General features: G+C 68.4%; 20 protein-coding genes and 1 pseudogene. 10 read left to right on the top strand and 11 right to left on the bottom strand.

What is annotated here, in order from left to right; all coding sequences use genetic code 11:
* Nucleotides 1–172 precede the first annotated feature (172 nt).
* Nucleotides 173–346 (top strand): hypothetical protein, encoded by a 174-nt coding sequence (locus H9I49_RS16175; protein WP_188031427.1) that lies wholly within the window; start codon nucleotides 173–175, stop codon nucleotides 344–346.
* 767 nt (nucleotides 347–1,113) lie between these two features.
* On the opposite strand, the gene H9I49_RS16170 is transcribed toward H9I49_RS16175, so the two are convergent.
* Together H9I49_RS16170 and H9I49_RS16165 are read right to left on the bottom strand one after the other, a co-directional pair.
* The gene (locus H9I49_RS16170; RefSeq protein WP_370587606.1) at nucleotides 1,114–1,935 is read right to left on the bottom strand and encodes a nuclease-related domain-containing protein; all 822 of its coding nucleotides are present in this window, start codon (nucleotides 1,933–1,935) and stop codon (nucleotides 1,114–1,116) included.
* A 181-nt stretch (nucleotides 1,936–2,116) separates the two neighbouring features.
* A complete protein-coding gene (locus H9I49_RS16165; RefSeq protein WP_188031426.1) occupies nucleotides 2,117–2,446 on the bottom strand; it encodes an Lsr2 family protein in 330 nt (109 codons plus the stop codon).
* 523 nt (nucleotides 2,447–2,969) lie between these two features.
* On the opposite strand from H9I49_RS16165, the gene H9I49_RS24525 reads away from it, so the two are divergent.
* The gene (locus H9I49_RS24525; protein WP_223128804.1) at nucleotides 2,970–3,221 is read left to right on the top strand and encodes a helix-turn-helix domain-containing protein; all 252 of its coding nucleotides are present in this window, start codon (nucleotides 2,970–2,972) and stop codon (nucleotides 3,219–3,221) included.
* Nucleotides 3,222–3,233: 12 nt separating this feature from the next.
* Nucleotides 3,234–3,530, top strand: a complete 297-nt coding sequence (locus H9I49_RS16160) for a helix-turn-helix domain-containing protein (protein ID WP_188031425.1) — start codon at nucleotides 3,234–3,236, stop codon at nucleotides 3,528–3,530.
* A gap of 836 nt (nucleotides 3,531–4,366) precedes the next feature.
* On the opposite strand, the gene H9I49_RS16155 is transcribed toward H9I49_RS16160, so the two are convergent.
* Together H9I49_RS16155 and H9I49_RS24520 are read right to left on the bottom strand one after the other, a co-directional pair.
* A complete protein-coding gene (locus H9I49_RS16155; protein WP_188031424.1) occupies nucleotides 4,367–4,543 on the bottom strand; it encodes a hypothetical protein in 177 nt (58 codons plus the stop codon).
* 161 nt (nucleotides 4,544–4,704) lie between these two features.
* Nucleotides 4,705–5,325, bottom strand: coding sequence for an alpha/beta fold hydrolase (locus tag H9I49_RS24520; RefSeq protein WP_188031423.1), 621 nt, complete (start codon nucleotides 5,323–5,325; stop codon nucleotides 4,705–4,707).
* A gap of 275 nt (nucleotides 5,326–5,600) precedes the next feature.
* Here H9I49_RS24520 and H9I49_RS24515 point away from each other — a divergent pair, with 275 nt between their 5' ends.
* Nucleotides 5,601–7,736: a LuxR C-terminal-related transcriptional regulator gene (locus tag H9I49_RS24515; RefSeq protein ID WP_188031422.1), complete on the top strand. Its 2,136-nt coding sequence runs from the start codon at nucleotides 5,601–5,603 to the stop codon at nucleotides 7,734–7,736.
* On the opposite strand, the gene H9I49_RS16140 is transcribed toward H9I49_RS24515, so the two are convergent.
* On the bottom strand, nucleotides 7,675–7,974 hold the full coding sequence (locus H9I49_RS16140; RefSeq protein ID WP_188031421.1) for a hypothetical protein: 300 nt from the start codon (nucleotides 7,972–7,974) through the stop codon (nucleotides 7,675–7,677). The genes H9I49_RS24515 and H9I49_RS16140 overlap by 62 nt on opposite strands.
* A 252-nt stretch (nucleotides 7,975–8,226) precedes the next feature.
* Nucleotides 8,227–8,553 (bottom strand): hypothetical protein, encoded by a 327-nt coding sequence (locus H9I49_RS24510; protein ID WP_370587638.1) that lies wholly within the window; start codon nucleotides 8,551–8,553, stop codon nucleotides 8,227–8,229.
* Here H9I49_RS24510 and H9I49_RS24505 point away from each other — a divergent pair.
* The 3 genes and pseudogenes from H9I49_RS24505 to H9I49_RS16130 form a co-directional block, all read left to right on the top strand.
* Nucleotides 8,539–8,766: pseudogene (locus H9I49_RS24505) on the top strand (fibronectin type III-like domain-contianing protein); the annotation flags it as partial. The gene H9I49_RS24510 and the pseudogene H9I49_RS24505 sit on opposite strands and share 15 nt — an antisense overlap.
* Nucleotides 8,767–8,912: 146 nt before the next feature.
* Entirely contained in the window at nucleotides 8,913–9,098 is a 186-nt protein-coding gene (locus H9I49_RS23475) for a hypothetical protein (RefSeq protein WP_223128912.1), read from the top strand.
* A gap of 262 nt (nucleotides 9,099–9,360) precedes the next feature.
* Nucleotides 9,361–9,831: a hypothetical protein gene (locus H9I49_RS16130; protein WP_188031419.1), complete on the top strand. Its 471-nt coding sequence runs from the start codon at nucleotides 9,361–9,363 to the stop codon at nucleotides 9,829–9,831.
* A 236-nt stretch (nucleotides 9,832–10,067) separates the two neighbouring features.
* Here H9I49_RS16130 and H9I49_RS16125 read toward each other — a convergent pair whose 3' ends face one another.
* A complete protein-coding gene (locus H9I49_RS16125; protein ID WP_188031418.1) occupies nucleotides 10,068–10,973 on the bottom strand; it encodes an alpha/beta fold hydrolase in 906 nt (301 codons plus the stop codon).
* A 62-nt stretch (nucleotides 10,974–11,035) separates the two neighbouring features.
* Between H9I49_RS16125 and H9I49_RS16120 the strand changes: the two genes are divergently transcribed.
* The gene (locus H9I49_RS16120; RefSeq protein ID WP_188031417.1) at nucleotides 11,036–11,590 is read left to right on the top strand and encodes a TetR/AcrR family transcriptional regulator; all 555 of its coding nucleotides are present in this window, start codon (nucleotides 11,036–11,038) and stop codon (nucleotides 11,588–11,590) included.
* A 24-nt stretch (nucleotides 11,591–11,614) separates the two neighbouring features.
* Here the strand turns inward: H9I49_RS16120 and H9I49_RS16115 are convergent, their stop codons facing one another.
* Nucleotides 11,615–12,685: a carbohydrate kinase family protein gene (locus tag H9I49_RS16115; RefSeq protein WP_188031416.1), complete on the bottom strand. Its 1,071-nt coding sequence runs from the start codon at nucleotides 12,683–12,685 to the stop codon at nucleotides 11,615–11,617.
* A 149-nt stretch (nucleotides 12,686–12,834) separates the two neighbouring features.
* Between H9I49_RS16115 and H9I49_RS16110 the strand changes: the two genes are divergently transcribed.
* Both H9I49_RS16110 and H9I49_RS16105 read left to right on the top strand, forming a co-directional pair.
* Nucleotides 12,835–13,860 (top strand): tagatose 1,6-diphosphate aldolase, encoded by a 1,026-nt coding sequence (locus tag H9I49_RS16110; RefSeq protein WP_188031415.1) that lies wholly within the window; start codon nucleotides 12,835–12,837, stop codon nucleotides 13,858–13,860.
* 339 nt (nucleotides 13,861–14,199) lie between these two features.
* Nucleotides 14,200–17,415 (top strand): S8 family serine peptidase, encoded by a 3,216-nt coding sequence (locus H9I49_RS16105; RefSeq protein ID WP_188031414.1) that lies wholly within the window; start codon nucleotides 14,200–14,202, stop codon nucleotides 17,413–17,415.
* A 135-nt stretch (nucleotides 17,416–17,550) separates the two neighbouring features.
* On the opposite strand, the gene H9I49_RS16100 is transcribed toward H9I49_RS16105, so the two are convergent.
* The 3 genes from H9I49_RS16100 to H9I49_RS16090 are packed head-to-tail and all read right to left on the bottom strand — an operon-like array spanning nucleotide 17,551 to nucleotide 20,424.
* A complete protein-coding gene (locus tag H9I49_RS16100) occupies nucleotides 17,551–18,555 on the bottom strand; it encodes a LacI family DNA-binding transcriptional regulator (RefSeq protein WP_188031413.1) in 1,005 nt (334 codons plus the stop codon).
* Nucleotides 18,556–18,610: 55 nt separating this feature from the next.
* The gene (locus tag H9I49_RS16095; RefSeq protein ID WP_188031412.1) at nucleotides 18,611–19,537 is read right to left on the bottom strand and encodes a carbohydrate ABC transporter permease; all 927 of its coding nucleotides are present in this window, start codon (nucleotides 19,535–19,537) and stop codon (nucleotides 18,611–18,613) included.
* The gene (locus H9I49_RS16090) at nucleotides 19,534–20,424 is read right to left on the bottom strand and encodes a carbohydrate ABC transporter permease (protein WP_188031411.1); all 891 of its coding nucleotides are present in this window, start codon (nucleotides 20,422–20,424) and stop codon (nucleotides 19,534–19,536) included. Before H9I49_RS16090 ends, H9I49_RS16095 begins: the two co-directional genes overlap by 4 nt.
* Nucleotides 20,425–20,462 lie beyond the last annotated feature (38 nt).

Below are 20,462 nucleotides of genomic sequence, written 5' to 3'. Positions count from 1 at the left end.
TAGACATATGTCGAGGGACGAGTGGCACGACGACCGGACCGTCCGCGAGACACCGCTTGCGGTCCTGCTGAAGGCGCAGGCCTTCGTGAGAGCGTGACACGCTCAGACTCTTAGGGCATAGTGGATATCCGCTGCGTTGAGCCCGGCGTGCCGGGTCCTGACACTTCTTTTCATGGCAACGATCCTCTACCTCGTTCCTGCGCTCTCGCCTCTCGGAGGGGCACACACCGCAAAGGAGATGATGCGTATGGTCATTAACAAGTTTAGGAGTGGCGTTTTCCCCGCCACTGCGTTTGTCCTTAGCACGTTCCTCGTGGGCGTCGCTTCAACCGCAGTGTCAGGCTGAGTGCAGCGGCTCAGGGTCGCCTCCACTGTGGAGGCGACCCTGAGATTTATGCCCATTGCGGCTGACCCGTCGCACTTGACGCAGTGACCTTCGCTCGTGCAGCTGCCCTCCGATCGGTCGCACGGTCCCAAAGACCCGCGCCAGATTCCGCCGCGAACCGGCCGGCAGCTGGAATGCGATGCCCACGGCCTTTCAGGACCTCCGGGTCGGTCTATGACGTGAGGGGATGCTTGACCTGGGGGCATCGACCTCGACGAGATCGCAACTGCGCTCGCGGATCAGACGGACTACGACCACCGATGGCTGCTCCGCGAACGGGCGAGGTGGTGTTCTGGACCAGCGACACAGGCATCGACGGCGAGAACCCCCGTCGAGATCGACGAGCTGGACCTCATACCCATCGACCCAATCCCGTCGTACGTCTGGTACCAGGACTTGGCCGACTTCGCCGAGTGCATCAGCGACGCGGCGGCCCGAGGACATCTGGCCTCCGCGCTTCGCGGGCGAGGAGCCTTTCGTCGGTTCAAGAACGAGCTCTATGAGGGACTCCCCGAACTGATCTCCTCTTGGCACGCCCTGCGTGACGTGCGGCACAGCGCCGCGCCGTCGGTTGGCTCCTAGACCAAAGCCTCGTCAACGAGAACGCCGCTGAGACGTTCACGTCCGACCACCCAGAGCCGGACCCGCCCTGATCCGAAGCACGCGTGACGACAGATGCCTAGAGGGGCAGGGGCGCGTCATATCGCCGCCTATTGGCTGTCTTGCTGTCAGGCCGCCGGTAGCGCGTGGGCGAGTTTCCGGTGGATATCGGTGAGGACTTCGACGTCGAATGGACCGTCTGCCTGGAGCTTCGGATAGAGTTTCCTAGGCCACAGGGCCTGCACCCCGCGAGTGGTGAATGCCCCGCCGATCAGGGGCCAGTCGGCGTCCACGAAACAGAGCACACCGTGGACGGGGGCGTCGTCATGGAGCAGGCCGCGCACGAGGTCGACCTGCTTGAGTACGCGGTCCACGAGCTTGGTGCAGTCCCGGGTTCCGACGAGCAAGCGTTCGACGCGTGGCCGAAAGAGTCCGCCTTCGATCTTGAGGTGGGGACGGCCTTTGTACTTCTTGGCGTCGATGACGTAGACGCCGGTGGGAGTCACGGCCAGGTGGTCGATGTTTGCCCTGCTTGCGGGGATCCGCCGGTCATGCAACAGCCGGAGCGTCTCGGAGGCGAGCTGGTTGAGCCCGCTGCCGAGCATCTCCTCGCCACGCGCACCGATGTCCCACGCGTTGGTGGACTGTTGCTCGTCGGTGACCGCGAGGATCAAGCCGCCGAGCTTCGGGTGCTTGGTGCGGATGCGCTCCTCGCGCTTCGCCGTGCGGCGCTCGAACTCTCGACGGGCTGACGCTCCCGCTATGCCGCCCTCAATGACTTCCGCGACAGACGGCTCGTCACAAGGTTGCACGTCGTGGGTCACGCATCGGACGGTCTTCGTGCCCCGGTCGTAGATCGCCTCGGTTTTGGCAGGCAGTGCGAGCCCACAGACCCGGCAGGTGCCGGCGTAGCGCAAGCGCATCAGCTTCTCAACCGGTGCTCCGTCCACCCGCACACCGTACGGGCGGACGATCCTGCGTGAAGGCGGTTCGGGAAGTGGCATACCGCCCCGTGTGCGCGGGCGACGGACTTGCAGTGCGTCGCCCGGGGATGAGCGATCGGACTCGCCGCCCCCGTCCGCCACAGAGGCCGCCCACCCCACGGGGACGGGCGGCCTCTCGCTTCGCATCTCAACGAGAGGCGTTGTACGCGTCCTGCACTTCCTGGCTAATCCGGCCGCGGTCCGAGACCTTGTGGCCATTGGCCCGGGCCCACTCGCGAATTACCTGGAGCTGATTCTTATCGGTCTTTCCGACGGACACCTTGGCCGAGGAACGACGGCGAGCACCGGTCTTGCGAGCCTTGCTCGTGAAGGGCTCGAGCGCCTTGATCAACTTCGCCTCGTTCTTCTTGGAGAGGTCGATCTCGTACTCGGTACCCTGATAACTGAACTGGATCGTGGAGTCGGCGGGGCCACCGTCGATGTCGTCGTCCAGAATCGTTTGGATCCGCTGTGCCATGCCCGGGCTCTCCTATTGCTCGATAAATCCCTGCGGCAGTATCGAATCACACCCAAACTGAAGCCCGCTACTTCGCTGCACAGACACCGGCACGGTCCGAACAGGGCCTTTTCCCGCCAAGCCAGGACGGCTCGGTCATCTTCGCAGCGCCCCAGGCCGCCGCCCATCTCCTTGACTGACCGCCTGAGGGCGAAGTTCGTAGCGAAGGCGTATTGGGCTCGTCCTGCTACCGGGGAACCCGAGGATGCATGCCGCAACTCGCCGTGCCAACGGCTCCACCGGGGCCGGCCAGGCGTGTCATTGAGTCCTCGAACGAGGCGAGCTCCAGAGCTCTGCCTGTCAAGGCTGATTCGATGCCTTTAAGGCCGCTGTATGGACGCCGATGACACTCATTCCTGGCGGCCAACGCCACGGGTTTCACCAAATTGAGTTTCCCGATTCGGAACCGACCTAGCGACCCGTCGGCCCGCCGCAGCTCGCTCATCGGTGACAGACTCCAGACCCGGGTCTGTACGGTCGACACATGCCATACCCGGGTCGCCCTGTGTTCCACGTTCTTCCGGAGTTCGTAGGCACCGCCGGGATCCGCCAGACACGAGAGCAGCGGGCGCGGCTGCTTGCGTTCTGTGCGGAGCAGTACGCGGCCGGCCGGTCGATCCACGAGTTGGCCGAGCTGACCGGCCGGTCGCAGGCGGCGGTGCGGCGTGCGCTCGACCAAGCCGGTGTTCGACGCCGCGGTCGAGGAGCGCAACCGGTCAGCCACGCGGGCTCCTGAGATCATCGACCCATGCCTCGCAAACGCTCCGACTCGGTCGAGGAGCACGCCTCGCAGCTCACGCCGCGCTTTTACACGCTCAACGACGTGGCGGCGTTGCTCGCTTCTACGGAGGCCCAGGCGTATGCCCTGGTGCGCTCCGGCGACCTGCCGGCGATCAAGATCGGCGGTCGTGGTCAATGGCGTATCGAGGTGACCGTGCTCGACGAGTGGATCGCGCAACAGTACGAGCGGACCGCCAGGTACATCCGGGAGAACCCCATGCCCGAGTCCGACCGGCCCGGGAAGCGCGACACTTCGGCGCGCTGACCTCCGGAACGACGAAGAGCCAACGCACCAAAAGAACCGAGGCTCCCTATCCGGTGATTCGGTGGAGGCGGCGCCAATGACGTGTGGACTCCCGGCCCGTCCCCGACGAACCGCCATCGCCGCCGCAGAGCCGCGCCAGCTCTGCCCACTGGCGCGGCCCACGAGTCGTCACTTCCCTTCGCCTTCATGTCCGACGATCTCGAACCGCCCAGCCGTCCGGGAGCGAGGGGGCGCTCGTGACCCGCACCGCCAGGAACCAGGAGGCCGCGTAACCGTCCACTTTTGGACGGGAACCAGCCGGAAAGGACGCGACACGAAGAGCGCCCACTTGACCGCATACCTGCAGGTCAAGGGGCCTTTGCGGGCATTGGTGGGCAGCGACGCGCCGAAGGCGCCGAGACTCACTGGGTTCGGGGTTCGAGTCCCTGGCGGCGCACCATCTATGCAGGTCAAGAGCCCGGCCCCTTGGGCCGGGCTCTACTGCTATCCCCCTCTGTTGGCTCGGCCGCGTCGGTGCTGAGGGCCTGCTCCCTTGCCGCGGCAGTCGCCCCGTTTCTTGGCCCCCCGTTCCGTAAGCGATGGCTGGACGTGACCGAGCTGGTCGGCGATCTGCCGAGCCGGCAGCCTGGCGTCGTCGAGATTCGTCGCGTCGGTCTTGCGGAAGCAGAGACGTGATCCCGCCCAAGGCGTCCTCCCCCATGGGCTCGGATGCCTCCTTGGCCAGGTACCGGATCTGGTCGGCGCAGAACTCGTCAAGTCACAGTTTGGTGGCGAAGCCTCTCCGAGCGTAGACTTTCGATGTCGAACATTTCGACATCGAGACTCATTAGGAGAAGTCAGTGGTGCGGGGCAAGGTTCAGCAGATCCGGGTTCAGATCGAGCAGCGCCGTCAGGAGCGTCGCCTCGTTCGCGAGTTCCATGCGGCCAGCCCGCGAGTGCAGGAAGACCTGCTGGCAGCGCTGCAGCGATCCTCGGACCGCTGAGACGCTCCGGGCCGCGACGGCGCCGATCATCCCCATAGGCCGACGCATCAGGCACGAACCGCAGAGCGCGGGTCATGTCCTTTGCCGGCGTGACCCGTCGCCCTGGTTCCTGCTCATCTGAAGGTGCTCGTGCTGGCGTCCGCTAGAGCGGCCCGCGCTGCCCTGCACCTGGTCTCACACCTCCGGTTTCGTCACCGAGTGACCCCAGCAGGCAAAGTCGCCCGACGGCTGTGCACATGCGAGCCGGTCTGCGCACAGGTCAGCCGACGGAGTTCAGGATGCCGGCCGGCACGTCCGGCCGTTCGAGGGCGATGAAGTGGCCGGCGTCCGGGGACCTCGGTGAACTCTGCGTCAGGGAGCTGTCGCCTGTTCGCCTGCCGGTCTGAGGGTCGGGACCAGTCCTGCTTCCCGTAGACCAGGTGGACCGGCGCGGTGACCTCGGGATACCGGGCGCGGGCCGCGGCGAGGCCGGGCAGGGCGCGGTACACGGCGCGGGCGACGGTCGAGTAGCCCGGGCGCGGCCGACGCGGAGGAGCTCGTCCAGGTAGTCCTCGCGCAGTTCGGTCGGGTCGCCCAGGCCGCCGCGCAGGGATGGCGCGCATGACGGGTTTGGGTTCCAGTCCGGCGAGTACCGGACCCACGCCGGGCGTGATGACGCCGGTGACGATCACCCGAGCCAGGAGGCTGGACCTGGCGATGACGCCGGCATAGTCGTAGGGGTTGACGGCCACGACGCGGCGGACCCGGTCGGGCAGTTCGGCCGCTGTGGTGAGGGCGAGCACGGCCCCCATGGACTCCCCGAGCAGCGTCACGTCCTGTGACGGTTCTTCGAGCGCCACGGCTGCCGGTCAGGCGGTAACGTGGCCGGGTCGGGACTCGTGGAGGACCAGACCACATGACAGAGGCTCTCGCCAGCACTCAGGTGCCTGGGCACCTTCCGGCCGAGGTGACGACGTTCGTGGGCCGGCGGTTCGAGCGCAGCGCGATCCGTGCGCTGTTGGCGCAGTCCCGCCTCGTGACGCTGACAGGGTTCGGCGGGGTCGGCAAGACACGTCTCGCCCTGCGCGTGGCCGCGGACGTTCGACGGGTGTTCCAGGACGGCGTGTGTTTCGTACCGCTCGGCGCAGTAGGCGACGCCGACGATGTGCCTGACCAGATCGCCGGCGCTCTGGGGCTCTATGGGCGCTCCACCCAGTCCGGCACGATCGCGATCGTCGAGTACCTGAGGAAGCGCGCGCCGCTGCTCGTGCTGGACAACTGCGAGCACGTCGTCGATGTGGTCGCCGTGCTGGCCGACACGGTTCTGCGCAGCTGCCCCGGGGCCCGGATCCTCGCCACGAGCCGTGAACCGCTGCGCATCGACGGCGAGGTCGTGCACGCGGTTTCTCCGTTGACCTGTCCGGCGCAGGAGGAGCCGGGTGAGGGAGGGCTGCAGGAGTTCGAAGCTGTTCAGCTCCTCCTCGACCGGGCGCGTGCGAGCGTCCCTGGCTTCGCGCTGAGTGAGGACAACCGCGCCGCGGTCAGGGCGATCTGTCACAAGCTCGAGGGGATACCCCTGGCCATCGAGCTCGCGGCGGCGCGACTTCCCACCCTGTCGGCCGCGGAGCTCGACCAGGCCCTGACGGACAAGTGGGAGCTGCTCAGCAGGGGCAGGCGCACAGCTCCGCACCGGCACAGCACCATGGCCGCCTGCATCGAGTGGACCTTCGACCTGTGCACCCCCGCCGAGCGAAAGCTCTGGGCCAAGGCGTCGGTGTTCGTCGACGGCTTCGACCTCGACGCGGCCGCTGCGACCTGCTCCGATCCGGACGACGAGGAGCCAGTCGCTGAGACCTTGGCGTCGCTCGTCGACAAGTCCGTGCTGGCGACGACTCGGGGCCCGACCACCACCCGGTTCCGGATGCTCCCGCCGATTCGGCATCGGGGCCTGGCCGAGCTGGCTCGAATGGGCGGCGTCGACGAGCAGCGCCGCCGGCACCGGGACTTCTTCGTGGCCATGGTCGGCGAAGCGCATGACGAGTGGCTCAGTGACCGCCAGCTCGTCTGGATCGATCGGGTCGGGCGCGAACTGGGCAACATCGCCGAAGCCATGGACTCGTGCACGGCGGAGCCCGCGGCGGTGGACGCCGGGCTCGCATGTTGCGCCAACCTGCTCGAGTACGTCGTCGTCCACGGGCTGATCCGGCAGGCTCGGCGCTGGTGCGACAAGTTGCTCGCGTCTGGCGACGGAGATCCCCGGTCGCGTGCCCTCGCCCTGCGAAGCGCCTGCTGGTGGGCCGCGTTACAAGGAGACATCGAGTCGGCAACACCTCTTCTCGAGGAAGGCCGGACGCTCGCGAGCGGGCTGGGCCATGAGACCCAGGTCCTCCTCACACAGGCGGCGGGGTTGGTGGCGATGTACGCCGGAGAGGTGGACGCTGCGGAGCACTTGTTCGATGACGCAATCCGTGGCCTCTCAGCCTCCGGCAACGCGGCAGAGGTGGCGCACTGCTGGATGTTGCGGGCCATCTTGAGCATCGTGCGCGACGATGTGGAGCAGGCCTTGGCCTCACACAGCGCATGCCTGGCGATCACCGATCCGGTGGGTGAGATGTGGCTCCGGTCATGGTCGATGTGGGCAGCAGGGCTGGCCCACTGGGAACGCGGTGAACGGCATTCTGCGGAGAGGCTCTTGAAGGAGAGTCTGCGACTGGAGCAGCTGATGCATGAGCGCTTGGGCATCGGCGCCACGCTGCAGGCACTTGCCTGGGTCGACGCGTCCAAGGATCCCGAGCGAGCAGCAGTTCTCATGGGTGCGGCCCAGAACGAGTGGGACAGGATCGAGACGTCGATCCAGGCGCTCCCCGGACTGGACGTGCGGCATGCCTCCGCCAAGGCCACAGCGCGCGACGTGCTCGGAGAGGAGGCATTCGAGCGTGCCTGGTCCCAGGGGCGGTCGCTCGACCAGCCCAGGGCCATCGCGTTCGGCCTCGAGCAGACGCGAGGGCGACGCGCCGTGACGCCCGCCGTGGCCACCGCCCATGACGTTCTGACGCGTCGGGAGTGGCAGATCGCGGAGCTGATACGTGACGGACTCACCAACAAGGAGATCGCTGACAGGTTGGTGATCTCACGCCGGACGGCAGAGGCTCACGTCGAGCACATCCTGACCAAGCTCGGTTTCACCAGCCGTGCTCAGGTTGCTGCCTGGGTCGCTGAGCAGTCGTCCCCGGACGAGGGGTGAGCTGCGACGGGTTGCGAGCGACGAGGATCGCGCCGGTGAGATGCTCGACGTAGGGCAGGTCGCTGCGTTGGATCCACACCGTCGAGTCCATGCCCAGTTCCACCGAGACCAGTGAATGCGTCATGCCATCCGTGTCGAACACGAGGTCGCCGCGCGACAGCTGCGTCACCGGGACGACGCTGACTCCGAGCGATTGGGCGTGGCTCTCGACCCGGTATGCCGTAGGTGCGATGGACATGACAGCTCCTCAGTGGGCGTCTGTTCGGTGGTCCCGAGCGACGCGCCGAGCACAGGCACTGCGCCTGGTCGGTTTCTGCGTCATGGCCTCCACCATCGCCCTTCACTGACCGCGCCGGATCGGGAGAGATACCTACGCGGGTACGTATTTCCCGAGACGATCCACGGCAAGGAACGGGACGGGCACCACGAACGCGGCCCGCCTGCTCAAATGCCGGTGACCTCGGGCGACGCTGCCGAGCAACAGGACCGATCAGCGTCTCCGGTCGATGCGGACCGCCGCGACGCCCTCGGCCGGAAGGGTGAGGGGGAAGCTGACGTAGCCGCGGCCTCCGCGCTTCGTCAGCTCGAGCGCGCGGGCGTGGACCTCGCTCGCGTCGCTGAGGGACCTGAGCTGGGGTCGGCTCGGGTACTCCGGGGAGCCGAGCTCGATCCACTCGCGGTAGGGGTTGGCGTGATCCTCGTCGATCCGCTGGATGCGGGCCTGAGCTCCGGGCGCGACCCCGCTGAGACTGACGGTGAGCGTGGCGGGTTCGGCGGGCGGCTGGTCCGGGCCCGCGAGGGCGTGGTTGTAGAGCAGGACGTCGACATCGCCGTGGCGGTCGGTGATCGCAATGCTGCCGGACTCCCACGTGGCGCGGCCGCCGCGAGAGCTCAGGCATTCCGATCGGTCGAGCTCGCCGCTGGCGAGAGCCGTGAGGTCCAGCTCACCGTCCGGCGCGAGGACCTCGCGATCAGGGACGTACGCAGCGGCACGTGGACCGTCGAAGGCGGGACGTATGCCGTGTCCGTCGCCGCATCGAGCCGTGACGTCCGCCTCGTGGCCGAGACCGAGGTCGTCGGCGACGCCGTGTCGGTGCCGCTGTCCCTCGGCTCGTCGGTGCAGGAGGTGCTCGCGGACCCGGAGGCGGCCGCGGTCGTGCAGGGCGCCTCAACGGTGTGCTCGGCGGCGCGGGCTCCGCCGCGCCGTCGAAGGCCGCCTCGATCCTCGAGGACCCCGAGATGCTCAAGCTCCTCGGGTCGGCACCCATCGGACGGATCATCGGCTTCCCGGGCACGGGCGTGACGCCCGCCGAGGTCGCCGCCCTGCTCGACCGGATCAACGCCGAGCGCCGCATCGGCTGAGCTGCGCGAGCAATCAGCCCCCTTCCCGGCGCCGGCGTGTCGCGGTCTCGGCCCTGCTGGTTCTCGCCGGCACCGCCGCGACCGCCCAGGGCTGGCTCGGGTGGGCGAACGGAGCGCGCGATGCGCCGTCTCGCATCGTTGCCCTCATCGCGGCTCAAGCTGTGCAAGGTCGCGCGAACGCGCTGTGCGGACGTCGTCACGATGTGGTGACAAGCCCCGCCGAGCTGATCGTGCTCGCCATCGCACGTCGTACGTTGCTGTCGTGACCTACGCAGGTCAGCTCCCAACCAGCGCAGCAGTTCTCGTCGTCGCGGCCGCGCCCTCGGGGTGCGCCCAGCCGATGTCGAAACCAGCCACAGCACCGGGGTCGACGACCACGGTGGTGCCGGGGTGTCCGCCCGGCGTGATCAAGCCCGCCCGGCGGGCGGTGATCGACTACACGGACTTCGTGGTCCACAACGGGGTCACGTACAGCTCCCGACCGGACCGACCAAAGGCATCGGCACCGACGCAGCTCGGCTCAGAGCTGTTTCGGGTCTCCTGCTCGTTCTCGAGTCTGAATGAGCGCACACAGTCCGAGCGACCAGAGCCGACCGAGCATTCAGCCGCCTTCATTCCAGCCGGATCAGCGGTGTTCGAGCTCAGGGGCTGGCCGGCAGCGTGTCGGCTCGCGGCTCAGCATGACGGCAGCTGGTTCGTCTACATCGCCACGATCGACACAGCCGACGCATGACGTTCAACGAGTGTGGGCTGGATCCGAAGCCGGTCGGTTCTGGCTTCCGATCATGAGTGCGGCGGAAGCCAAACCAGCTGCCGGACTCTCCCGACCTCGACACGGTCGAGCAAGCCGCCGCGACTTCGGTGACGTCATCCTGCGCGGCTCACCTCCCGTCAACCAGACCCGTCCTAGAGCTCGTCGGAGGCCGAGGGAGCGAGCCGGCATCGAGAACGAGACGATCACCCGGCCCGTCAGGCGGCTCGCTCGAACCAGTCGAGCGCGAGGTCGGCGACGGCGGCCGGGGCGTCGTCGGTGATGAAATGCGCTGCGTCGTCGACGTAGGCGAACTCGACGCGATCGGCGTACCTCTCCGGATCGCGGCAGATGCGCCCCAGATTCTCGACCCACGGGTGGTCCTGGCGACCGAAGACGAAGAGGGTCGGTGCCGTGAGCCGCCTGCGTCGGTACACGCCCCGTGCCAGGCGCATGGCTTCGGGCATCACCATGCCGCGGAGGAGCGGACGCACCGCGGCATCGACCTCGGGGCGTTGCATCGGAGCGAGGTGGGCTGCGGCCGTTGCCTCGGGCATCGGGCGGGCGACGTACGGCTCAGAGAAGTCTCCGCGCAGCGAGGCGCCCGGACGGTGCCAGATCAGGTGAGGGAGGTGGTAGAACCCCGAGCGGATCTTCGGACTGAACGTCATGAAGGCCGGCGGCACGGCGAGTTGCACCGCCGCACGGATCCGCTCGGGGTGCTCGTAGGTCAGGTGGAACGCCGTGATGGCGCCCATGTCGTGGGAGACGAGGTGGGCGCGCTCGATGTGGAGGACGTCGAAGAGGGCGAGCAGATCTCGGAGCCGCGTCTCGCGTTCGACGCGCGGATCCTCGGCCACGGTCCAGCCCGCGCCGCGCAGGTCGGGGCAGATGACCCGGTAGCCGGCTGCGGCGATGACCGGAGCTACGGCATGCCATTGCCACCAGTGCTGGGGGAACCCGTGCAGCAGCACGACCGGTTCGCCCTCGCCGATGGCGGCGACGTGAGTACGCAGGCCGGGCGTCTCGACGACGAGATGGTCGAAGCCTGGCGCCTCTGGGAGCGCCGGCGACCAGGCCGACGCGTCGACGGAACGGCCGCTGCGGGGCTCGGGCGTGGCCATGGCCACCTCCTTCGTGCGGTGAACTACTATGTTCATAGTAGACTTGGTGGAAGGGGGCGTCCATGCCAGCGGCCACCCGGGAACGCGCACTCGAGGCGGCCGTTGAGCTGCTCGGCGCGGAGGGCGTGCGCGCGCTGAGCCATGCGCGGGTCGACGGACGAGCAGGCCTCCCGCCTGGGTCGACCTCGAACTGGTTCCGCACCCGCCGGGCGTTGCTCGCCGGTGTCGTGGACTGGATCGCGGAGCGCGAGCGCGCCGACTTCGACCCAGCCGCGATGCCTGCGATCACGGGACTCGACGGGCTGGTCGAGGGCTTGTGCGCCATGGCAGCACTGCAGACCGGGCGGTTCGCCGCGCGCACCCGCGCCCGCTATGCCCTCTTCCTCGAGCTCGCCGGCGACCCTGAGCTCGGCGAACCGCTGCGGCGCCAGCGCCGCGAGTTCGAGCGGTGGACTGAGCGGATCGTGGTCGCCGTGGGCATCGCCGACCCCGTGCCGGCGACCCGAGCCCTCATGGCACTCGCGGACGGGCTGCTCCTTCACCGGCTCACCGTCGACCCCGCTCTCGACCTGCGCCCCGCCATCGAACGCGCGGTGCGCGCCCTCGCACAGTCTTGACCTGACGCTCGGCGCGATCCGCCCCTATCGCGGGTCCTTCTCGTGCCCAGTGAGCCGGGCCGGGAGACCGGCGAGGTCGCGGTCGATGCTCGCGATCACAGCAGGAGTGGGACGGCGGCCGGACACCACAGCGGCCGAGCAGGCCATCGCGAGCGACCCCGTGCGTCCGGGCGACATGCCGGCGAGGATGCCGTAGAGCATCCCGGCAGTGGCCGCGTCACCAGCGCCGGTGGTGGTCGCCACGCGCTCCAAGACGTAGGGGCGCACCCACTGACGCGCGTCCGCCCACGAGTACGCGTTCGAGAAGCCACGGCCGGCGGCCCGCAGGCGGGCGCGACCGGCGCCGCGCAGGAACACACCCCGAGGGCCCGCGGTCACCGCGGCAACGGCGGCACCCCAGTCGAGCAACATCTCGGCGAGCCGCTCGACTCCCGCGTCGTCGGGGACACCGGGCCCCGCCTGCTCGGGCAACGCCGACACCAGGTCGTCGACGCTGGGCGTGACGACGTCGACCTGGTCCATCGACCCGCGCAGGACCTCCTGCCAGTCGAGCGACCCCGTCGGTGAGCCACGGTCGATGACGGCGAGGTCCAAGGACGTCGTCGCGCCCCGGGCTCGCAGCTGTCGCAGCATCTCGCGCAGCCGGGCTCCGCCCTCCGCGACGAGTGCGGGTAGCAGGCTCGGGTAACCCACGTGGACGAGGTCGGGATCGTTTGTGTCGCGCAGCTCCGTCCCGTCGAACAGGGCGTTGCTCCCGACGTGGTGCCAGAAGGTGCGATCCGTCGACGGGGTCTCGAAGACGAGGCTGTACGACGTGCGGCTGCCCGGCACGGAGCGCAAGACCGGTGTCATGCCGGTCCGTCTGCTGACCGTACGACGGAGCAGCTCGCCGAGGTCGTCGTCTCCGACGGCGGCCACGACGTCCACGGGTAGGCCGAGGCCAGCGAGGTCACCACCGGTGTTGCCGACGCAGCCTCCGAGCCGGACCGACAGGGGGCCTACCTCGAACAGGTGACCGGGGTCGATGTGCTCGGGGCCCGCGAGTCGAGGCGTCAGGTCCACGCACAGGTGGCCGGCAACGACGATGCGGCTCATGGCGCCTCCAGCGCGGGTCGACCGATCTGCGTACGATACTCACCTCCCGCCACCACGGAGGTGGTACGGCACGACGACGCCAGCCGTCGAAGGCCACACATGCGCCCCGGCGTCGCACGGGGTCTGCGCGCCGAGACCCTGGAGGGCTCATGAGTGACTGGATGAGCGGTCGGAACAGCCTCGGCAAGATCCGGTCGTTGACGCGGATCTCGACCACGGACGGGTTCATCGCCACCCTCGCGATCGACCATCCCGAGAACTACCTCGGGCTGCTCGACCCCGACTGGCGTCGGGTCACGTCCGCCGAGGTCACCCGCAGCAAGCTGGAGCTCATCGCAGCGGTGGCTCGGCACGCCAGCGCGCTGCTCGTCGACCCGCTGTGGTCGATGGGGCAGGGCATCGTCACCGGCGTCATCCCGGGCGACGTCGGGATCATCACGGGTATCGAATCCCTCAGCTACCAGGCCGACGGCGGCTTCGGCACGAAGACGGCCGTGCGCGAGCACTGGACCGTCGAGAAGATCAAGACCCTGGGTGCCGACGGCGTCAAGATGGTCGTCTGGTGGCGACCCGACGCAGCAGACGTCGACGACATCCGCCGCACCGTCGAGGGTCTGGTGAACGACTGCGAGCAGCACCAGATCCCGCTCATCCTCGAGCCGTTGTGGTACCCCGCAGAGGGCCAGGACCCGACGGGCGAGGCTGCCCGGAAGGAGCGTGTCGAGACCCTGGTGGGGGCGGCACGGGAGTTCGTGGACCTCGGGATCGACGTCCTCAAGACCGAGTTCCCCGGCGACCTCGTGGACACCCCAGACGGCAGCGGCGGCGAGGAGGAAGCGGTTGACGCGGCCCGGGCCATCGACGCGGCCTGCGCCGGCACACCGTGGGTCCTGCTGTCCGGGTCGGGGACCTACGACGTGTTCCGCCGGCAGCTGGGGATCGTCTGCCGGGCCGGGGCGTCCGGGTTCATGGCCGGCCGCGCGATCTGGACAGGGGCCGTGGGCGGGCCCGAGCACGAGCGCCGCTCAGCAGCGGGACGTTGCCAGACGCGGCTCGACGAGTGCCTCGCCATCGTGCGGGCCGAAGGCCGGCCGTGGCGACAGAGCCCTCCCGTCGATGAGGTCGCCGATGCCCTCGTCGCGGGGTGGCACGAGGAGTACCTCGAGGCCAGGTGACGCCCGGTGGCGTCGCACAGCTGATTCGCCTCGATGGTTGGGACTTCGGGTGGCTGGACGGCCGCGCGACAGATTGCGCAGTGGACACCCGTTCATCACACACTCGACCCGGCACCTCATCGAGGCCCGCGTCCCCATCGACTGACCGCGCTCTTGCCCGCGCTGAGGATGCACTGAAGGGTTCTCACCGCTGCGGAAGCCTCATCCCGGCCAGGTCGCGCCACGGTGGCGCGACCGCTCAGCAGATTTTCACGGATCCGTCACGGCAAGCGCTGCGCATCGCTAGCCTCGGGAGCACTGCCAACTGTCGCGATACCTCGGGGCGAAGAGGTGGGATCGATGCGCAAGATCCAAGATTTCAGCACGCGCCGGGCCGCACTGGTCCTCGCCGCCCTCGGGGCCCTCGTGGCCGGGGGCCTGACGGCACCGCAGGCCCTTGCTGCCGCCGGCCCAGGGGGAAGCGCTGCCAAGCAGTCCCAGCTGGGCAAGCATGATCGCGAGCTGCTCGCAACGGCCCGGGCCAACGGCTCGTCGACCGTGACGCTGCTCATCGCTGCAGTTCCCGGGCAGAACGCCGCGGTGACCAGCGCCCTGAAGGGCCTCGGCGCGGTCATCCGCAAGGCCGACAGCGACGTGAGCTACATCCGCGCCGTCGTGCCCATCAACAAGGCCCAGACCGCGGCCAACCTGAGCGGCATCGTCGCCGCGGACCTTGACGAGGTCATCCCGCTCGACGACCCGACACCCCAGGGGGCGCAGCCGGCCACACCCCAGACACCCCCGGGTGCGAGCACTCCTCGAGACAACGCGTACATGCCGATCCGCGACACGGGCGCGGCCGCGTTCACGGCAGCCCACCCGACGTGGGACGGCAGGGGCACCACCATTGGCATCCTCGACTCCGGCATCGACCTCGACCACCCGGCCCTCGCTACGACGACGACCGGGGAGCGCAAGATCACGGACTGGGTCACCGCCACCGATCCCTTCACCGACGATGACCCCACGTGGCTGAACATGTCCACTCAGGTCTCCGGACCGAGCTTCGTGTTCAGTGACGCGACGTACGTCGCGCCGGCGGGAAGCTACCGAGTCGCCCTGTTCACCGAGGGGGACCCGCGCCTCGGCGGGGAGGTGGGCAGCGATGTCAACCGCGACGGCGACACCACCGACACGTTCGCCGTCCTGTGGGACCCGGCCGCCGGGACCGTCCGGGTCGACACCAACCAGGACAAGGATCTGCGCAACGACCAGATCCTGACCGACTACGCCAAGAAGTTCGACGTGGGCCACTTCGGCACCGACAACCCGGCCACGGGCATCCACGAGTCGATGCCCTTTGTCGTGCAGACCGACGGCAGGAACAAGGTGGTCAACATCGGCATCGCCTCCGGCGAGCACGGCAGCCACGTTGCCGGCATCACGGCTGCGAACCAGATGTTCGGTGGCGCGATGTCCGGGGCCGCTCCCGGCGCCAAGCTCAAGTCCGTGCGAGTCTGCATGTTCATCACCGGCTGCACCGCACACGCCCTGATCGAGGGGATGACGTTCATCGCCAAGCAGGGCAATGTCGACGTCATCAACATGTCCATCGGCGGCCTGCCCGCCCTCAACGACGGCAACAACAGCCGCGCCGTCATCTACAACCGGCTCATCGACCAGTACAACGTCCAGATCTTCATCTCCGCCGGCAACAGCGGTTCGGGCCTGAACACCATCGGAGACCCGGCGGCTGCCTCGCGGGTCCTCGCGGTCGGCTCCTACATCAACAAGGAGACGTGGCAGAAGAACTACGGGTCGGACTCCAGCTACGTCGACAACCTGCACGGCTTCTCATCACGCGGCCCGCGCGAGGACGGCGGCTTCAAGCCAGAGGTCGTGGCGCCCGGAGCCGCCATCTCCACGACCCCGATGTGGGAAGAGTCGGCACCCGTGCCGGGCACGTATGCCCTCCCGGCCGGCTACTCGATGCTGCAGGGCACGTCGATGGCGTCCCCGCAGGCCGCCGGAGCCGGGGCGCTGCTCGTGAGCGCCGCCAAGCAGGCCGGCGTGCAGAGCCTGCCCGCTCAGCTACGCGAGTCGCTCACGTCGTCCGCCCGCCAGCTCGACACCAGCCGCTACGGCGCGTACGAGCAGGGCAACGGCTTGATCAACGTGGGCGCGGCCTGGGACCTGCTCAGGACGAACCTCAAGCCGGTGGACATCCGCTCCTCCGTCGAGGTTCACACGGTCCTGTCGGGCTTCCTCGCCACGCCCGGCAAGGGCGAAGGCATCTACGACCGTGAGGGCGTGGCTGCCGGCGACAGCTTCACCCGCACCTACACCTTCACGCGAACCTCGGGCGTCGGCGGGGCCCGCACGTACAACCTCACCTGGAAGGGGAACGACGGCACCTTCTCGTCGGCAGCATCCCTGGTGCTTCCGTTGAACTCCCCGACCACCCTGACGGTCACCGTGCACCCGGCCACTGCCGGGACCCACTCGGCGATCCTCAACCTCGACGACCCGTCCACTGCCGGCATCGAGAAGCAAACCCTCAACACCGTCGTCGCGGCCGAGGCCTTCACCGCCGGGAACAACTACTCCGTGGCGCACTCGGGAACGATAGGGCGCAACCAGGTCACCAGCTACTTCTACAACGTCCCTGCCGACACACCGGCGTTCAAGGTCGACCTCGTGGGCGGCGGCAGCACTCCCGGCACGGGACAGATCCGGTTCCTACGGTTCCACCCCTACGGCGTCGGCATCGACGACAACTCGTCGCTCAGCTGTTACAACCCCACGTCGGGCAGCTGCGCCGGATCGCCGACCAGCCGCACGACGACCAACCCGCAGGCCGGTGTCTGGGAGGTCACCGTGGAGGCCAGGCGCACCTCGGACGTCGAGAACGCCCCGTACACCCTCACGGCGTCCATCCTCGGAGCGACGGTCTCGCCGAACCCCGACACCATCGCGTCAGCGACAGTCGGGGTCCCGGTGGCGCGCAGCTACACCATGACCAACGTCTTCGGTGACTTCACCGGCCGGGCGGTCGGATCGACGCTGGCCAGCGCCCGAATCACCACCCCGACCATCGCCAACCTCGCGCAACAGCAACGGGTAGTCGCCGTCACGGCCGGCTCGACGTCACTTCAGGCGACCATCGGTCACACCAGTGACCCCGCCGCGGACCTCGACCTCTACGTCTTCGACTGCACCAGCGGAAGCTGCGTGCTGGCGGGACAGTCCGCCGACGGAGACAGCGAGGAGTCCGTGACGATCGCGAACCCAGCAGCCGGCAACTGGGTCACCCTGGTCGACGGGTTCTCCGTTCCTGCTGGGTCGACCACGTACGACTACGTCGACGCGTTCACCAACCCGGCCTTCGGCTCCGTCAGCATCACCGACGCAAACGCGCTGCGACCGGCCGGCTCGACATGGACAGCCCCCGGCACGGTGACCGCCAACGCGGCCCCGCCCGCAGGCCGGGTCCTGCTCGGCACCGTCCAGGTCCGGACCGACACCAACGTGCTGGTCGGCAGCGGCAACGTCGTCGTGGAGACCGTCACACCGTAGGCCGAGAGTTCGCACCTCTGGACCTCCAACGAAGGGCCCCACCGGAGAACAACGGTGGGGCCCTTCCTCCAGTCAGGGCCGTCAACCCGAGGACGACCACGGCCCGATGGCGAGCGGCCATCGATCGGTGCGCACTCAGATGGCGGCGCACGCGTTCCGCACGGGCGGGGGCGCGCTGCTGGCCCGGACGATGAGATCGAGGTCGATCACGGAGCGACGGTGGTGGGGCTCGCCGAGGATCGCGGCGGTCAGCGTCGTGATTGCCGCGCGGCCGGTCGCGTCGAAGTCCTGGCAGACGGTCGTCAGCGGCGGGATGAGGTAGGCCGCCTCAGGCCCGTCGTCGAAGCCGACGACGCTGATGTCGGTTGGCACGGACCGTCCGGCCTCGTGGAGGGCACGCAGCACCCCAACCGCCATCTGGTCGTTCGCCGCGAAGATGGCTGTCACTAGTGGGTTCTCCGCCAGCGCCAGACCTGCGTGGTAGCCGGACTCGGCGGACCAGTCGCCCGACCGGGGCTCCATCGGCCGGAGCCTGGCGGCGACCATCTCCGCGCGCCAACCAGCTGTCCGGGCGCGGGCCACCGCCCCGTCGAGCGGTCCTGTCACGTGGGCGATCTCGATGTGACCGAGGTCGAGAAGGTGGCGCGTGGCCAGGCGCGCGCCGGCCACGTCGTCGATGCCGATGGTGCGCCGACTCCGGTTCGGGTCACCGTCGACGAAGACCATGGGCGGTCCGGCGCTCCCGGAGCGCGCGCCTTCCAGAGCCTCGTCGTGACCGGCGATGACGACGATCCCCTCCACGGCCAGCCGTGCGAGGTGGTCGACGGCGGCGTCGAACGCCCCCCGAGTGGCCTCGGCGAGCGACACCGACGAGGCGAAGAACCCCGCCTCACGAGCCGCCATGTTGACCGCACGCTGCACGCTCGCGGGACCGAAGAGGGGTGGGGCCGCCACGAGGATCCCGACCGTCGCAGACCGGCCCCGGACCAGGCTGCGGGCCGCGGTGTTCGGTCGATAGCCGAGTCGCTCGATGGCCCGCAGCACGCGCTGACGAGTCTCCGGGCGGACGCTGGGCGAGCCGTTGATCACCCGCGACACGGTCTGGTGCGAGACCCCGGCAAGCCGTGCGACATCGTGCATGACCGGGACCCGTGCGCGTCGCAAGGTGATCAGCTCCCTGCCAGCACTCGAGCCGTCAGGCCTTGACCCCTCCCGTCGCCAGTCCGCTCTGCCAGTAACGCTGCAGGAACAGGAAGGCGACGACAAGCGGGATGACGCTGACGAAGGAACCGGTGATCACCGTCGAGAAGAGCGCCTGCGACCCTCCCCCGGCCGCGCTCGCTGCCTGCTGCTGTGCGAGGCCCACGGTGAGCGGGTAGAGGGACGAGCTGTTGAGCATGATCAGCGGGAGGAAGTAGTTGTTCCACGTCGCGACCAAGGAGAACAGGAAGACGGTCACGAGCCCCGGTCCGAGGAGGCGCAGGGCCACCTGCCCGAAGATCCGGAACTCCCCGGCACCATCGACGCGGGCGGCCTCGATGAGTGAGTCCGGGATGGCATCGGCGGCATACACCCGCATGAGGAAGACCCCGAAGGGACTGACCAGCGATGGGATGACGATCGCCCACGGCGTGTTCGTCAGACCTACCTTGCTGAACAGCAGGTACGTCGGGAGGGCGAGCGCCGTGAGTGGGATCATGATCGCGCCGAGCGTGATGCTGAAGAGCGCCCGTGAGCCGGGGAACTCGTACTTCGCGAACGCGTAGCCGGCCATGGCAGCCAAGAGGGTGGCCCCGGTCGCGCTCACGACGGCGTAGATGACGGTGTTCAGCGCCCACTGGGCGTAGATGCCGTCCTGCACCGTGAAGACGGACCGGAGGTTCTCCCAGAGCGCGAACCGGTTGCCGAACCACAGGCCGAACGTCGAGAAGAGGTCCTCGTTGTCCTTCGTGCTGGCGATGAACAGCCAGAAGAGCGGGAGGACGAAGTACAGGGAGCAGATCCACAGCATGACCGTGAGGAGAGGCCCCCGACGTCGCCCTCGAGGCGACTGCGGTGACGCCGGGGGTGCAGAGACGACGGCCTCTGCCGTCGCTGCGACGTCTATCTGGGTGCTGGTCATCGGGACCCCTCTCGGTTCGTGCGCTCGCGCCGCTGCGTGGTGAGCTGAACGATGTAGGACACCACGGCGATGACGAGGCCGAGGGCAAACGCGATGGCGGCGGCGTAGTTCACGTCCTGGTTCACGAACGCCAGGTTGTAGGCGTAGTAGTTGGGCGTGTACGAGTCGTCGATCGCGCTCGGCGCGATGGCGTCGAGCAGGCTGGGCTCGTTGAAGAGCTGGAAGGTTCCGATGACGGAGAAGATCACCGTCAACAGGAGGGCGGGCCGGATGGCGGGGAGCTTGATGCTCCAGGCGATTCGGGTCGGGCCGGCGCCGTCGATCTCTGCCGCCTCGTACAGCTCTGGCGGGATGGCGCGGAGCGCGGCGTACAGGATGACCATGTTGTAGCCGACGTACTCCCAGGTCACGATGTTCATCATCGAGCCGAGGATGCTGCCCTCGCCGAGAAAGTCCGGCGCCTGCAGGCCGACGGCGCGGAACAGCTGTGCGACGGGACCGAAGTCCGGCCCGTAGAGGTAGCCCCACATCAGGGTGGCCACGACACCGGGAACGGCGTAGGGCACGAAGTACAAGAGCCGCAGACTCTTGGCACCGCGTGCCCGCCCGCTGTCCAACGCGAGCGCGAGGAACAGCGCAAAGCCGAGCATGATCGGCACCTGGATCACGAAGAAGACGAGCATCCGGCCGAGGCCCGCGACGAAGGCCAAGTCGGTGAAGGCCCTGACGTAGTTGGCGAGGCCCGCGAACGTCTCACCGCCGATGAGCTGGCTCTGGAAGAGGCTGAGATACGCCGAGTACCAAAGTGGCACCAGCAGCATGGAGATGAACACGACGAAGAAGGGGAGGATGAACAGGTACGCAGCGGCGTTCTGTCGCTTCTTCATCGTTGACAGGCCCGTCGATCGCCTTCCACGGCGTGCGA

The organism is Terrabacter sp. MAHUQ-38 (genome assembly GCF_014518425.1).
Taxonomy (GTDB): Bacteria; Actinomycetota; Actinomycetes; order Actinomycetales; family Dermatophilaceae; genus Terrabacter.
The sequence above is the reverse complement of the archived record's forward strand: the minus strand, read 5'-3'. Positions and strand labels throughout refer to the sequence as shown.

What these genes read in the sequence shown, in the direction of transcription:
- H9I49_RS16175 (WP_188031427.1), top strand. Translation starts at nt 173, where the DNA reads ATGGCAACGATCCTCTACCTCGTTCCTGCGCTCTCGCCTCTCGGAGGG.
- H9I49_RS16165 (WP_188031426.1), bottom strand. Translation starts at nt 2,446, where the DNA reads ATGGCACAGCGGATCCAAACGATTCTGGACGACGACATCGACGGTGGC.
- H9I49_RS24525 (WP_223128804.1), top strand. Translation starts at nt 2,970, where the DNA reads ATGCCATACCCGGGTCGCCCTGTGTTCCACGTTCTTCCGGAGTTCGTA.
- H9I49_RS16160 (WP_188031425.1), top strand. Translation starts at nt 3,234, where the DNA reads ATGCCTCGCAAACGCTCCGACTCGGTCGAGGAGCACGCCTCGCAGCTC.
- H9I49_RS16155 (WP_188031424.1), bottom strand. Translation starts at nt 4,543, where the DNA reads ATGATCGGCGCCGTCGCGGCCCGGAGCGTCTCAGCGGTCCGAGGATCG.
- H9I49_RS16140 (WP_188031421.1), bottom strand. Translation starts at nt 7,974, where the DNA reads ATGTCCATCGCACCTACGGCATACCGGGTCGAGAGCCACGCCCAATCG.
- H9I49_RS16125 (WP_188031418.1), bottom strand. Translation starts at nt 10,973, where the DNA reads ATGGCCACGCCCGAGCCCCGCAGCGGCCGTTCCGTCGACGCGTCGGCC.
- H9I49_RS16120 (WP_188031417.1), top strand. Translation starts at nt 11,036, where the DNA reads ATGCCAGCGGCCACCCGGGAACGCGCACTCGAGGCGGCCGTTGAGCTG.
- H9I49_RS16115 (WP_188031416.1), bottom strand. Translation starts at nt 12,685, where the DNA reads ATGAGCCGCATCGTCGTTGCCGGCCACCTGTGCGTGGACCTGACGCCT.
- H9I49_RS16110 (WP_188031415.1), top strand. Translation starts at nt 12,835, where the DNA reads ATGAGTGACTGGATGAGCGGTCGGAACAGCCTCGGCAAGATCCGGTCG.
- H9I49_RS16105 (WP_188031414.1), top strand. Translation starts at nt 14,200, where the DNA reads ATGCGCAAGATCCAAGATTTCAGCACGCGCCGGGCCGCACTGGTCCTC.
- H9I49_RS16100 (WP_188031413.1), bottom strand. Translation starts at nt 18,555, where the DNA reads ATGCACGATGTCGCACGGCTTGCCGGGGTCTCGCACCAGACCGTGTCG.
- H9I49_RS16095 (WP_188031412.1), bottom strand. Translation starts at nt 19,537, where the DNA reads ATGACCAGCACCCAGATAGACGTCGCAGCGACGGCAGAGGCCGTCGTC.
- H9I49_RS16090 (WP_188031411.1), bottom strand. Translation starts at nt 20,424, where the DNA reads ATGAAGAAGCGACAGAACGCCGCTGCGTACCTGTTCATCCTCCCCTTC.